The sequence below is a fragment of the Streptomyces sp. NPDC058697 genome (assembly GCF_042715345.1).
Lineage (GTDB): Bacteria > Actinomycetota > Actinomycetes > Streptomycetales > Streptomycetaceae > Streptomyces > Streptomyces liliifuscus.
The window spans coordinates 1-12,590 of the sequence record NZ_JBHXSU010000014.1 but is presented as its reverse complement, the minus strand read 5'-3'; the positions used below and the strand labels follow the sequence as shown (position 1 = coordinate 12,590).

Annotated in this window: 17 protein-coding genes; 4 read left to right on the top strand and 13 right to left on the bottom strand. The window is 69.2% G+C overall.

Annotated features, from left to right (window positions below):
* Positions 1 to 21: 21 nt before the first annotated feature.
* From ACFWXQ_RS28920 to ACFWXQ_RS28895, 6 genes are all read right to left on the bottom strand, one after another.
* A complete protein-coding gene (locus ACFWXQ_RS28920; RefSeq protein WP_383935445.1) occupies positions 22 to 879 on the bottom strand; it encodes a peptidoglycan-binding protein in 858 nt (285 codons plus the stop codon).
* A gap of 7 nt (positions 880 to 886) precedes the next feature.
* Positions 887 to 1,528, bottom strand: a complete 642-nt coding sequence (locus ACFWXQ_RS28915) for a hypothetical protein (protein ID WP_383935447.1) — start codon at positions 1,526 to 1,528, stop codon at positions 887 to 889.
* 65 nt (positions 1,529 to 1,593) lie between these two features.
* Complete coding sequence (locus tag ACFWXQ_RS28910; RefSeq protein WP_383935449.1) at positions 1,594 to 4,134, bottom strand: hypothetical protein; 2,541 nt, start codon at positions 4,132 to 4,134, stop codon at positions 1,594 to 1,596.
* A 3-nt stretch (positions 4,135 to 4,137) separates the two neighbouring features.
* Complete coding sequence (locus ACFWXQ_RS28905) at positions 4,138 to 4,965, bottom strand: hypothetical protein (RefSeq protein WP_383935451.1); 828 nt, start codon at positions 4,963 to 4,965, stop codon at positions 4,138 to 4,140.
* 9 nt (positions 4,966 to 4,974) lie between these two features.
* Positions 4,975 to 5,868: a hypothetical protein gene (locus ACFWXQ_RS28900; RefSeq protein ID WP_383935453.1), complete on the bottom strand. Its 894-nt coding sequence runs from the start codon at positions 5,866 to 5,868 to the stop codon at positions 4,975 to 4,977.
* A gap of 108 nt (positions 5,869 to 5,976) precedes the next feature.
* On the bottom strand, positions 5,977 to 6,627 hold the full coding sequence (locus tag ACFWXQ_RS28895) for a hypothetical protein (RefSeq protein ID WP_383935455.1): 651 nt from the start codon (positions 6,625 to 6,627) through the stop codon (positions 5,977 to 5,979).
* Between the two features lie 40 nt (positions 6,628 to 6,667).
* Between ACFWXQ_RS28895 and ACFWXQ_RS28890 the strand changes: the two genes are divergently transcribed.
* Together ACFWXQ_RS28890 and ACFWXQ_RS28885 are read left to right on the top strand one after the other, a co-directional pair.
* On the top strand, positions 6,668 to 7,090 hold the full coding sequence (locus tag ACFWXQ_RS28890) for a hypothetical protein (RefSeq protein ID WP_383935457.1): 423 nt from the start codon (positions 6,668 to 6,670) through the stop codon (positions 7,088 to 7,090).
* Between the two features lie 76 nt (positions 7,091 to 7,166).
* Positions 7,167 to 7,394 carry a hypothetical protein gene (locus tag ACFWXQ_RS28885; protein ID WP_383935459.1) on the top strand — a complete coding sequence of 76 codons (228 nt, stop codon included), beginning with the start codon at positions 7,167 to 7,169 and terminating at the stop codon, positions 7,392 to 7,394.
* 26 nt (positions 7,395 to 7,420) lie between these two features.
* On the opposite strand, the gene ACFWXQ_RS28880 is transcribed toward ACFWXQ_RS28885, so the two are convergent.
* The 6 genes from ACFWXQ_RS28880 to ACFWXQ_RS28855 all read right to left on the bottom strand — a co-directional run bounded on the left by ACFWXQ_RS28880 (position 7,421) and on the right by ACFWXQ_RS28855 (position 10,467).
* Positions 7,421 to 7,705, bottom strand: a complete 285-nt coding sequence (locus tag ACFWXQ_RS28880; RefSeq protein ID WP_383935461.1) for a hypothetical protein — start codon at positions 7,703 to 7,705, stop codon at positions 7,421 to 7,423.
* Positions 7,706 to 7,821: 116 nt separating this feature from the next.
* On the bottom strand, positions 7,822 to 8,112 hold the full coding sequence (locus tag ACFWXQ_RS28875) for a hypothetical protein (protein ID WP_266762190.1): 291 nt from the start codon (positions 8,110 to 8,112) through the stop codon (positions 7,822 to 7,824).
* 292 nt (positions 8,113 to 8,404) lie between these two features.
* Complete coding sequence (locus tag ACFWXQ_RS28870; RefSeq protein WP_383957473.1) at positions 8,405 to 9,001, bottom strand: phage tail protein; 597 nt, start codon at positions 8,999 to 9,001, stop codon at positions 8,405 to 8,407.
* Between the two features lie 70 nt (positions 9,002 to 9,071).
* On the bottom strand, positions 9,072 to 9,473 hold the full coding sequence (locus tag ACFWXQ_RS28865) for a hypothetical protein (RefSeq protein WP_055618397.1): 402 nt from the start codon (positions 9,471 to 9,473) through the stop codon (positions 9,072 to 9,074).
* A 263-nt stretch (positions 9,474 to 9,736) separates the two neighbouring features.
* Complete coding sequence (locus tag ACFWXQ_RS28860; protein WP_383957248.1) at positions 9,737 to 9,958, bottom strand: helix-turn-helix domain-containing protein; 222 nt, start codon at positions 9,956 to 9,958, stop codon at positions 9,737 to 9,739.
* On the bottom strand, positions 9,955 to 10,467 hold the full coding sequence (locus tag ACFWXQ_RS28855; protein ID WP_383957246.1) for a hypothetical protein: 513 nt from the start codon (positions 10,465 to 10,467) through the stop codon (positions 9,955 to 9,957). The genes ACFWXQ_RS28860 and ACFWXQ_RS28855 overlap by 4 nt, the downstream gene beginning before the upstream one ends.
* Before the next feature lie 367 nt (positions 10,468 to 10,834).
* Between ACFWXQ_RS28855 and ACFWXQ_RS28850 the strand changes: the two genes are divergently transcribed.
* Entirely contained in the window at positions 10,835 to 11,284 is a 450-nt protein-coding gene (locus ACFWXQ_RS28850) for a helix-turn-helix domain-containing protein (RefSeq protein WP_383957245.1), read from the top strand.
* A gap of 77 nt (positions 11,285 to 11,361) precedes the next feature.
* Positions 11,362 to 11,766: a hypothetical protein gene (locus ACFWXQ_RS28845; RefSeq protein ID WP_383957242.1), complete on the top strand. Its 405-nt coding sequence runs from the start codon at positions 11,362 to 11,364 to the stop codon at positions 11,764 to 11,766.
* Positions 11,767 to 11,785: 19 nt separating this feature from the next.
* Here ACFWXQ_RS28845 and ACFWXQ_RS28840 read toward each other — a convergent pair whose 3' ends face one another.
* The gene (locus tag ACFWXQ_RS28840; protein WP_383957239.1) at positions 11,786 to 12,358 is read right to left on the bottom strand and encodes a dihydrofolate reductase family protein; all 573 of its coding nucleotides are present in this window, start codon (positions 12,356 to 12,358) and stop codon (positions 11,786 to 11,788) included.
* Between the last annotated feature and the right edge of the window lie 232 nt (positions 12,359 to 12,590).

The window sequence follows — 12,590 nt, the reverse complement described above, 5'->3', positions numbered from 1 at the left end:
CTTCCCGGCGCGCCTCGCGCGTCAGGGGCTCGGCACGCGCAGTCTGGCCCAGCTGGTGCGGCCCGGGATGCCGTCCGCCGCCGCGCCCACGTAGCCGAGCTTGCGCTGCCAGGCGGCGTACGAGAGGACGTCGGCGCGGGTCCAGACGGGGCCGGGGCCGTTCGCGTACCGGCCGCAGTCCTCGGCCACCAGCCGTCTGCCGACGGCGGTGACCAGTTCGCTGCGGCGGCCAGGCACGAAGAACGCGGCGCCGGGGAAGGGTGCGTGCGCCACAGGTGTGGGGCGCGGAGTGGGCCTGTCGCCCAGCAGCGCGTCGATCCGCGCGCGCATCACCGCCATCGGGAACGACGGGTCGATCTTCCGCCGAGTCCACTCCTTGTGGGCGATCACGCTTGCCGCCGACCAGCCGTGGGCACGGCAGACGGCCGCCGACAGCCGCTCCACGGCGGCGAGTTGGGCCGCCGGATACGGATCGCGGCCATTGCCCAGGTTCTCGATCTCGAAGCCGTAGAAGCGGGCGTTGCCGTCCACGGCGTCCGGCCCGGGGGCGGGGAGCGTGGACCTCTCGGCCCGTACGGCCTCCAGGACCGCGGTCGAACCCGAACCGGCGTGGTTGGTGCGGCCGTACCCGAGCAGGTGCAGTGTGCCCTCCTTGGTGATCAGCCCGACGCACAGCGGGCCCGGCAGTGCCGCGGTGCCTTCGCGGCACAGGCGGAGACTGTCGGTGCCCGCGGTGTGGTGCAGCATCACGCCGTGCACCGGACCCCAGGGACCTTTGTGATTGCGGTTGTGCGTACGCCAGTTGGAGTGTTCGGTCAGGGCGACGCCCTCGCCGCGCAGCGCGCGGGCGAGGGCGTCGGCGGTCAGGGGTGTGGCCATGGCGTCCTCAGTTCACGGGGGTGACGGTCAGGAACCGGAAGGCGAACGTGGCCGTTCCCGCGGTGCACCGGTAGGCGGCGGTCGCCGTGTACGCGCTGTTCGGGGTGAGCCCGCCGACCAGGTACTGGGTGCTCGCCGAGACCTGGCCCGTGCCGGTGGAGAGGGCCGAGCGGCCGTCGCCGGCGGCCAGTACGACCGTCGAGCCCGAGCCGGCCCGGACGTTCGCCGACATGAAGCACGTACCGGTGGTGCTGTTGCTGATACGCGCGCCCACCGACACCAGCACGGAGCCGGAGGCAGGAGCTGTGAAGGCGGCGGCCGTCGGGTCGCCGGTGGAACCGGTGAGCGTCTCCACGAACGCCGTCGAGGCGGTGGTGCCGACCGTCGCGTTCGCCTTGTGGACCGGGGCGGGCGCCAGTTGGGCCCAGACGCTGCCGGTGTAGTACCAGTACTGCTTCGGCGTGCTGAGCCAGCAGAGCATGCCCGCCACCGGGGCGGTCACCTTGGTGTCCCGCGCGGCGCCGTCGGCGAACCGCAGCACGGTCCGGCCGTCCACGGCCTCGGCGAGTGACTGGATGTGCACGGGAATGTTCGCGGCGTCGGCTGGCTGCGGGTACGGAAGACTGCCGAGCGGAGTGAGCAGGGCCATGACGGCCTCCTCCTGGAACTCGTGGGGACGGGGAATGAGGGGATGGGGGAGACCCGGGCGCGCCGTCAGGCGCCCAGGACCGGTGGCAGCGAATCCGCAGGCATGCCGCCGTCGCCGTCGCGTGTCGTCGGGCTGTCGATCGGGACGGGATGGGCCACGCTGCCGTCGTGGCCGGAGGGCTCCAACGGAGGCTCCTCCACGGGCAGTTCGGTCACCGGGTCGCTCATGCCGCACCTCCCGGTCCCCCCGAGCAGCTCGCCGTAGGAGACCTTGCTGCTGGTCAGGGTGTCGAGCGTGGCGTTCTGCGCCTCGATCAGGGAGTACGTGCGCTGCGTGCCGTACCCCGGATCGACCGGCGGGTCCGGGGTGAGCCCGGCGTCGGCCGGGGCGCCGTTGTACGAGGTGCCGCGCAGGGTCAGGGTCTGCTGCGGGGCGGCGCCGGACGCGCAGGTGGTGCGGATGCCGACGACCCAGGCGAGCGTGTCGAGCGTGGCGCCGCTGGTGTCCACCACCCGTACGACATCGCCGAGTTGGATGCGGGGGTCGTGCAGCACCTCCACCTCGCCGAGCACCGGCACCGGATAGCGGCCGGCGTCGAGCATGGCGAACGACAGGTCCGAGGCGGCCTGCCGCTGCTGCACCCACTCGGTCGCGGGCGCCTGGTAGACCTGCTTGCCGTAGTGGAGCTGGCTGTTGGTGTTGTACCAGGCGTACGAGCGCTGCCTGGGATCGCCCGTGCGCTTCTGCGGGATGATCTGCACGGACGGTTTGCCGTCCTTGGTGACCGTCCAGACGCTCGCCGTACCGTGGTTGGTGAAGCGGACGATGTAGTTGGGGCCGTCGCGCCGCGAGCCGACCGTCACCCGGCCCTTGACCGAGGTGCCGCCCGTCGCCGCGCTGCCGAAGCGGACCCGGTGGCCCCCGATCGGAGCCACGTCGTCCTCGATCTGGAGCGGCCCGACGTCGAGTTCGTCCTCGGCGATCGCATAGGCGACCTCCACCGGGGTGCCCGGCCGGATCTCCCGTACGACGGTGTCGGTGACCGTGTCGCTGAAGGTGTGGCTGATGCCCGTCCAGTCCTGGTAGGGCTGTTCGCAGTAGTTGCGGCAGGCGTCGATCTCCTCGGAGACGGTGAGCGCGGCGATGTCCCGCCGGGTGGTCACCGTGAGATCGGGCCGGGCAGGCACCGACTGGAAGCGGCTCGGCCCGCGCCAGCGGAAGACACCCTGCTCGTCGAACTCGGCGGTGGACAGGGTGGCGCGGGCGATCTCGGTGATGGCGTCCCACTGGGAGCCGGAGACCTTGGGCAGGTCGAACAGCGGCACCGTCGCGTCGTCGAGCACCGCGCCCCTGGCCCAACGGCCCCTCTGCTCCCACTCGTCGGCCGTGTACGACGTCAGGTCGGGCCAGGAACGGTCGGTGACCTGGAGGCACTCGACGGCCACGTCCGTCTTCAGATTGACCTGGAACAGCTCGGAGGGCGGTTGGAGGGCGGATGCCTCGGTGAACGTGTAGGGCGCGGTCGGCGGGACGACGTACTCCCCGTCGGGTGCGGTGAGCCGTGGGTACACGGTCGCCGGGGTGCTCGCGCCGGTGGTTCCCGCCCGGGTGTCCACCGTGAACCCGAGATGCCACACGCCCTTGAGGGAGGCGAGCTTGGGAATGGTCCAGCTCGCGACCGTGCCGCCGCCGTCGACCGTGCCCGAGGTGATCTTCACGACGCCGGTCGCGAAGTAGACGTTCAGCGCGTAGTTCCCGAACGCTCCCGCGCTGCGGTCGAAGACCAGCTTGAGTTCCAGTTCGCTGCCCACCGAGAGAGCGGTGTTGACATGCAGCTCGGCCTGGAACACCTTCCCGGCCACGACGAAGCGGGACCGTGGCATCCAGGACACTTCGAGCCCGGCCGCCTTCGGCATCAGCGCCGTGTCGAACGGGGCTCCGTCCCGGATCCAGGAGTACGACGCCGGGGCCGGCAGCGTCTCGGGCTGCCCGTACGAGGCGTTGAAGCCGCCGTGCAGTGAGGCGTAGAGCACGGTGAACGGCTTGGCGGGGTCCTCGGCCACGGCCGGTCCCCGGGGCGGCGGACAGCTGTGGATGCCGCCCTGGCGCAGGAGTTCGTCCACGCACCAGGTCGCGCTCGCCACGGGACGCCCGTGGCGCAGACCGTGATAGGGCCGCGGGAGCTGCGCGGGTCCGCGCAGCCGCTCCGCGCCGTCCAGCGCCTGCACGGTGACGGTGTCGCTGCCAAACGCGGCCGTACGGGACCGCACTGTGCCCCGGAACGCGGGCACCGTACGGCCGTTCGCGCCCGCCCTGTGGACGACGGACTGGCCGGGGCGTACGACGTCTCCGGTGCCGCGGCCCGCCCAGGCCGAGTACAGCAGCGGCGCGGGCACGCCGTTGCCGCCGAGGAGCAGTTCCAGCTGGGCCGACGCGCTTCCGGAGAAGGCGCGCAAGGCCTCGGGGAGATCGGTGCTGTAGGCCCGTTCCACCTTCCAGGACTGGATCTGCGCGCCCAGCTCACGGCCGCCGAGCCGGGTGGCGTGGGCCGGGGTCCGGTCCGGGGCGGCGAGGGCGGCGCCGAGCAACTCGTCCGATTCCTGCACCTGTTACACCTCCACCAGGTCGATGCTGATGTTCCGGTACGGCAGCCGGGCCGCCGGGACGTCGCTGTACGCGGTCACGGTCATCGCCGGGCAGCCGTCGCCGAGCGCGTACGCGACGGGGTCCGCGTCGATCGTCAGACAGGCGCCGGCCAGTCCGGCGAGTACGGCCTCCCCGGGGCCGCCGACCGGAGTGACGAAGGCGGCCTCGGCGGGAGCGGTGCCGGTGACGGCGGCGCCGGTCGCGGCCGTGGTGCCCAGATACGTGCCGTCGGCGCGCTTCCAGTCCAGCTGGGCCGTGGCGAGTGCCGGGTTCCAGTCGGGCGGCACCCGCCAGGACACCCGCATACCGGGAGCCACCGGCCAGCCGGCCCACAGACCGTGCCTCCAGCCGACCCGGGTGTTCTCCCCGAAGTCGCCGATGACGGTGTCACCGGTGTACGGGAGCACGCCCAGGGAGCCGCTCACGGTGAACCAGTGGTCGGTGCCGCCGGGTTCACCGCTCTGGGCCGCCGCCTGGTACGGCCCGAGCAGGTTGACGGAGGCCGGGTCGACGACGGCGAGCGGTCCGTACGAGGGCGCCGGACTGCCTTGCAGACCGGGCCCGTTGACCCGGCGCGCGAGCCGGGTCAGGTGCTGGGCGTCACCTGGTTCGAGCCAGTCCCAGGAGAACTTGAGCCGACGGACCGTACGCGGCGGCGCGATGGTGGTGATCCGCCCTTCGAGGGACTTGAACTCGGTGACGTTCAACTCGGCAGTGCGGTCCCAGCTCTTGGCGGCCTGGTCGATTTCCCGCAGCAGACCGGGCTTGCCGATCCAGAGATTCCTGGCCATGTCCTTGCCTCACCTCCGGGCGAGCTTGCGCTGCCCCAGCTGGACGGCGCGCGCGATGGTCTGGGAGTCCACGTCGATCTGGACGGGCCGCTCGGCGAGTGCCTCCACGGCCGCCGCGAGCCGGCGCATGCCACCGCCGGAGCCGAGCATCCGCTCCAGCCTGGACAGCGGGATGACGGCCTCGTGCTCACCGCCCTCGCCGACGAGCGCGAGCGTGCCGCCGGCCCGGGCCCGTACGACGCCGCCCTTCGCGAGCTGCGGCACCGGGATGGGCGACAGGTTGAAGGCGAAGCCCCGGCCGCCGATGCCGGGCACCCAGTCCGGGACCTTGAACTTGACGCGGTTGAGGGCGCTGATGAGGACGTTGAGCCCGCGGACGAGCATCTTGGTGGGTGTCAGGAACCCGTTCACGACGCCCTTGAAGAGCGGCCCGATGATCTTCGCGGCCGACTGCGAGGAGCTCTTGATGTGACTCCACGCGGCGGTGAGCCCCTTGCGGACCAGGGCGGCGACCTTGTCCATGTTCACGAACTGGGCGATGAGCGGGGCCACCAGGGTCATGATCAGCCCGAACGGGTTGGACGCCATGGCGAGGTTGAGCCCCTTCTGCGCGGTGGACGCGCCCTTGAGCCCCTTCCCGAGGCTCCCCATGGACTTCCCGCCCTTGTCGGCGTTCTTGCCGGCCTTCCCGACGGACTTCTCCACGGCGTCGGACTGCTGTTTTACGTCCTTGAGGGCGTTCTTGGCCTTGTCGGCGGAGGACTTGAGCTTGTCGAGGGAGGTCCTGAACTTGTCGGTGGTGCCTTTGGATTTGCCCAGGGTGGTCTCGGCGTTGGTCAGTCCGCCGCGCAGCCTTCCCACAGCGCTCGCCCCGGAGTTGACGGATCCTTTGAGCTGGGACATGGCCGAGCTGGAAACCGACGTGCGGCTGCGAAACCGCTCCATTCCTGCCGTGGCATTTGTGAGGGCTTGTTTCAGATTCATGAGAGGAATCCCTCTGGAGGTGTGAGGTCAGGACAGCGCGGAAGCAAGCAGGCCGACACGTCGTTCGAGGAGCGTGACCTGGTTGGTCGTGCCGGACAGCGCAGCGGAGGAATCCATGTGCCGGACCTGCTGCCTGGCTGTGTTCGCCGCCCGGTCGATGCGGGAAACCTTTCGCTCCAGCGACTGGATGCGTGTGTTGGAGTTACGGATTTTGCTGTGTGCGCCGACCGCCAAGTCCTGGAGTTTCCCTATACCTTTCTCCATTTTGGCAAGTCGGGATTCGACGGCCGCGATCTCTCGCGCACGTCTCTGCAGCTCTTCTGCTTGCACTTTCCACATGACGCCGAATTTGTTGCGCTCAAGTCCCTTCTTCTTGAAGATCTCCTCGACGACCGGCTCCAGGCTCAGGAAAGGAGTGAGTTCAAATTTGACGATCGTCAGCGCTGCGACCAGACCCAGAATTTCCGGACTTTTGATCTCCTCCCATATCTTGTTCTTTGTCTCGTTTTGGACCCATGTCTGAGTGGCGATTTCCTCGCCGCTGCTCTTGAGTGCCGCTTTCTTGACGTCGGCGATTCTGGCCAGTCCGGCCAGTGTGCCAGGATCAACCTTTTTGTCCAGATCCGATCTGAGGTCGCGGATCTCCTTGTCCAGTTGCGCTGGTGTCTTGTCCGTCATTGCTCCCTCTTATCAAGTGGGATCTTGATAGAATATGCCCGTGAATTTAGGGACTCTGGGTGCATGCATCGTGATAAGTGTCGGTTTCGGTGTCCTGCTGTGGGGGGTTCTTCTGACCCTGAGCTGCCTGCGGGAGTATCGAAGAAAGATCACCATTGAGGTTGAGATACTCGATACCCTCAAACTCTCGACAGGCCTCTCCTATCGCTTTTCGCCGGTGAATGGCGATACGCGGCTCGACCGGTCCGTAACGGAAACGGACTGGATCGCAAGCACGCCGCGGAAATTTGGGGACCGTAAATTTTCCATGGGGGAGGCCGTATCCATCGATTACGATCCTGGATACCCTGCATTCTTCTACCCTGCAGGCGAGTATCCCGTGATCCGGCTGTGGCCGATCACCCTTCTCGCCTCCATGGCCGGGGCCGCCACCGTGGGCCTCGGTGTCGTGGCTCTCATGTGATACCGAGAGGCAGGTTCGTATTGCTGCGAAATGCGTGAACAGAGAAAGAGACACTAAAGGCATCAGCACTCTCACGATGCAGTTCACGGCGGAGGACGGCAGGAAGCTGCGGGTGCGGGTGGGGCCCTTCAGGAATCCGCCTGCCCTCGTAGGGGGAATCATTGATGTGGTCTATGACCCCGAGGACCTGTCCAATGCCGAGACCCCGGACAATGTGATGAGCGGGAGGGTTTCCCTGCCGGCGGCCGTCCTTTCCGGTCTGGTGCTCGCTCTTGCGGTCTTCGTGCTTTTCTTCGGCGACTGAGAGCGCGAAGAGGTCTCGGGGGACGATCAGAGGAAGAAGCGGGTGAGTTCCTCCGCCGTCGGCGCCCCCGTCCGCGCCGCAGTCCGTTGTGCCGGCCCGGCGTCCGGCTCGTCGCCCGGTCGGGGTACGGCCTCGGGGAATTCCAGCGGTTCGCTGTCCTCGTCCCGGTTGACCGTCGCGAACATCCAGTTCGCCTCTGCGAGTTGGTCGACGACCGTGGCGAGCAGGTGGTCGGTGACCGACCAGTCAGCCGCCTCGCCGTGCAGTTCGCGGGCCGTGGCGCTGTCCCGGGGAAGGTGCTGGACCAGCACCGAGAGCCGCCGCGACGACAGCTGCCCCCGGTGCCAGTCCAGCAGGTCGACCCCGTAGTGGCGGAGCAGATCCGCCTCCAGGGCCTCGGCGTGCTCTTCGACGAGCTCGCCGAGGCTCAGTCTTCCCCCAGGCCCAGCCCCGTCTCCTTGCCGTAGGCCTCCAGGATGGCGGCGATGTCCTGCATGGTGACGTCGTGCCGCTCGAAGCGGGCGAACTGCTTCTCGCCCAGCAGGAGTTGGAGCAGCCCGTCGACGTCGTTGTCGTCGAGGTCGCGGAGTGTGCGGGCCGTGGTGCGGGTCAGCTCGGTCGGCAGCTCGAAGCTGTCGTCGTCGAGTTCGAAGGTCCAGGCCCGGCCGAGCGCCTCCAGGCGCTGTGCGCGGGCCGCGTTGACGTTGAATCCGGCCATGTGAACTCCCTTGTGGGTAGCGGGGTGATGAGGGATGGGGGTGCCGTTGTGTGTCTGGTGCGGGTGCGTTGTGGCTGAGCGCGCAGTTCCCCGCGCCCCTAAAGGCGAAAAGCTAGGGGCGCAGCCCCGCTTTTCAGGGGCGCGGGGAACTGCGCGAGCAACCCCCACCGGCCCGCAGCCGACATGCGACCGGGGTCTGTGGGTGGGGGCCGGGGCGGCGGGTGGGGGAGCCCGCCGCCCCGGGTGACGAGCCCGGAGAGGGGCTGTCACCGAAGGTGGATCACAAGGTCCGTCACAGGGCGGCGTACGCCTTGTCCTTCATGATCCACTTGGCCAGTTCGCGCTTGGCGGTCTCCGCCTCCAGCGCGGTGAAGGTGACCCCGAGCTTCACGGAACCGGTCCGCGTGAAGCCCATCTCCTCGGTCTCGGTGACCTGCCCGCGCGGCAGGATGAAGCGGTACACGGCGTCCGTGCCGTCCGTGAACTCGATGCCGAGGGCCCGCTCGTCCTTGGCGGGCGTACTCGGGATCAGGAACTCGTACGTGTCCGCCACCGCGGTACCGCCCACCGAGGTCTGGGTGATGTCGGTGGCCGGGATGCCCATGAAGAACGAGAGCGTGCTCTTGTTCATCTGGAGCAGCTGGAACTTCACCGTCAGGTCGCGGTCGGAGTAGATGAACCGGCCCGGGCTCGCCGACTGCCAGGTGTCGACCGGGTCGATCTTGTCCTTCTTGTTGAGCTTGATGCCGTCGACGGAGGTGTATCCCAGCTCGACCCAGCCGACCGGCCAGACGTCGTCGGACTTGGCCGGCGCGGCGTTTCCGGCGGGGGCCACCAGGACCCGGCCGGTACCGGCGACACGGATTTCCTTGCCGTTGTTCGTTGCCATGCGAACGCCTCTTTCAGTCAAGGGACTTGAGCGGTCCTGCGGTGAAGGGCGGTGCGGTGCGGCGCGGGGCTCAGCCGAGCCGCAGCAGCAGCCGGATCGTGGAGCGGTAGCGGTTCGCCGCCGACCGCGTGTAGTCGGGGAGCCAGCGCGGTCCGTCGGCCTCGGAGACATCGACGACGACCGCGGAGCCGTACACCGTGTCGGCCAGTTCCAGGACGCAGGCACGGGCGGACAGCGCCACGGTGTGCGCCGTGGGCTTGTCCGGGCCGTACGCCTCCAGGTCGAGCAGCGGCTGGTCGAGATGCTGGTCGTCGACCCAGGCGCCGCCCATGTGGGAGACGAGGACCACCTTCTGGGTGCCGTCGAACCCGGCCGGCGGGCGGCTGTCGACGGTGACACCGGTCAGCTCGGCCCGGTTCTTGAGGAAGTCGACGACCAGTTGCTCGGCGTCGGGGAAGGTCAGGATGGCCACATGGACGCTCCCTTCGGGAGACGGGTTTCCGGGGTCTCCGGGCGGCCTGGCCCGGGAGTTTCCGGGCAACACAAAGCGGCAGGTCCGCCGCCCGTCCTCCGGGCGCAGCTCTGCCGCTGCATCCACTGTGACACCGGTCGTGGAAACTTGCAAGTGGCTTATGCCTGGCGGTTATTCGGGCGTACGCATGAGGGGTCCCGCCGCGTGGTGCGGCGGGACCCCTCGCGCGTACGGCGGGATCGGTGGTCGTGGTGCCGGGTGGATCAGTGGTCGTGGTGCCGGGCGAGGTGTGTCGTCCGTTCGGCCGCGAAGACGTCCTCCAGGCGGAAGAGGCGCCGCCGGCCCTGTGTGCCCGCGGGCCGCAGACGGCCGCGCTGCACCCACTTGCGGATGGTCGCGGTCGTGACGCCCGCCTCGTCGGCGGCCAACTCGGCGGTGATCAGGGGGATGTTGACAGCCTTGCCGGTGTTCGTGGTTCTGGTCATGAGTGCTCGTCCTCCAGTAACCGCCCGCACACGGGATTGACGCATCTGATCTCGGCCCGCTCGGGTAACGCCCGCAGGGAGACGCAGTCGCAGGCGGGGCAGCGGCCGGGCAGCCGTACGAGCTGCTCCGGGTCGCCGAGCGCGCGGGCGCAGCGTGCGGCCATCCGCCGGGTCTCGTCCTCGACGTGCGGGGCGAGCAACGGGTCGGCGGCGATGCGGTCCAGCAGTCCGGCGATACGGCGCAGCCGCACCGGCACGGAGGCCGGGGGTACCGGCCGCAGCCCGAGCCGTTCACGTACGGCCTCCTCCAGTTCGACGACTCCGTCGGTGATGTCCCGTACGGCGTCGGAGACGTAGAGGCGGACCGGGGCGGTCGTGCCACCGACGGGCCCGTTGTCGCGGCGCTCACGCAGGCCTCCGTGGACCGCGGGGGACAACTCGTCGACGAGGTCCGGGAAACGGCGGACGAGCGAGGCGATCCAGACGGCTCCACCGTGGTCCTCGCTCATCGGCCGGCCTCGCGCTGCGTATGGGCCGGGCGCCGGTCGCAGCCGCGCGATACCGGTGCGGCAGCAGAACGCCGGGCGAAGGCTGTGATCGTGGTGGCGGCGGCTCCGGGCGGCTGGTCGGGCACGTGCAACCCCTCCCCATCTATGGGAACATATGTTCGACAGTTTCGAACGAGCGGACAGAGTTGCATGTTGCGAGCGCGTACGCAAGTGATTACGTTCCGTGGAGGTCGATGTGACGGCGGGTCCTCAACCCCTCCTGAGCTGCGGGAAGTTGCCGAATCTCCACAGTTACGCGCGGGCGCGCACACACATTGGTGCGTGTGCGATCGGTACGCTGCCTCGGCGACGAGGGGAGAGCGGACTCATGGCTTCGAGCTCACGGGTCGGTGCCCGCGCCGACCACAACTTCCGGGCGGCAGGCCTCGACGACTTCGCCGGCTGGATCGAGGGACTGCTGCGCGTCCGGGGCTACGACATCGACAGCCCGCGCGGCGGCGGCCGTTCGAAGCTCGCCGACGACGCCGGGGTGCACCGGGCCGCCGTGAGCCGGCTGCTCCAGCGGCAGTCCATGCCCGACCTGGAGACGATGCGGCGTATCGCGGCCGTGCTCGGCGTGCCGCTGCGGGAGATGCTCATCCGCTCGGGCCGGCTCACCGAGGACGATCTGCCGGTGTCGGACGGCGAGCGCCCCGCGGGTGGTGAGGACCGCCCGTGGCTGAGCGTCGAGGAGGCCGCTCTGCGCATGGGTGTCCCGCCCGAGCTGCGGGAGCTGTTCGCCAAGGTGGCCCAGCAGTTCCTGCCGGAGGGCGGCTGACGACGAAGGGGCCGGGGGCCGGCGGAGGGCCGGAGTACCCGGGCCACTGGCCTGCGGGGGCCTTGAGGGAGCGCGGCATGGGAAATCCAGAAGGCGGCCCGGACGACGAGGCGGAACACGTCTCCCGCCTGGTGGGCGAACTGCTCATCGGGCTCGGCGAGAAGGTCCGGGCGGCGGGACCGGATTCCGTCCGCGTCCTCACCGAGGAAGAACTCCAACGGCATCAGCTGAACTGGTTCCGCGCGGGCTGGAACGAACATGCGCGGGCGACGGGCCGGGAGGGGCGAGAGGGGCAGGAACATGGTGAGGGGCGGGCCGGGCCCGGTTCCAATGTCTCAGGGCATCCCGACGTCTCCGATGCCTCTGACGTCTCCGGACATCCCGACACCGAGGACTTCCCGGTCCCGCCCTCCGCCCGGCTCCTCCGTTTCCCGGAACGTCCGCCGGACGAGGGCGGGGGCGGAGACGGGGGCCGGGGCTGACCAGGGCGTGCGGCGGGGCTCAGGAGGTGGTCTCTGTGCGCTCGTAGCGCAGCAGGACCACGCCGTTGCCGAAGACGTGGGTCTCGATGAGGCGCAGCCGGGCGAGGGCGTCGGTGTCGCGGAAGAGGGGGTTGCCGTGGCCGATGAGCACCGGGTGGACGTAGATCCGGTACTCGTCGATCAGGTCGTGCCGCCGGAACTCCGCCGCGAGGTCCGCCCCGCCGACCACGAGGTCCCCGCCCGGCTGTTCCTTGAGCGCCCTGATCACGTCGGGGGCGACCTCCCGTACGACGGTCGCGTTCCAGTCGGCCTTCTCCAGCGTCCGTGAGTAGACGATTTTCGGGATGTCCCGCCAGATGGCGGCGAACTCGCGGTTGGTCTCGGAGCATTCGGGGTCCTGGTCGGCGGTGGGCCAGTAGGCCGCCATCAACTCGTGCGTGACTCGGCCGGTCAGGAGGCCGCCCAGCTCGCCGACGAATTCGTTGAAGTGCCGGAGCATTTCGTCGTCGACCACGTGCCAGTCGATCTCGCGGTTGGGTCCCTCGAAGAACCCGTCGAGGGAAATGCCAATACTCAGAACGATCTTTCGCATCACGGACCTCGCGGGGATGGGGTGGTCGTGTCTGCCTTGTTGCTTGTCTGTCGGATGGTGTCAGACGGGGGTGGCGTCTGCAGGTACATGGGGGCTGATTTCTCCGCCCCAGACCCCGTGGGGTTCGTTGTCGGGTGCGGGTGGGTGGGGGCTTGTCGCGCAGTTCCCCGCGCCCCTTAAAGGGGCGCGGGGGACATCGCGGACATATATGGGTGTTTGTTATAAAAAAAAA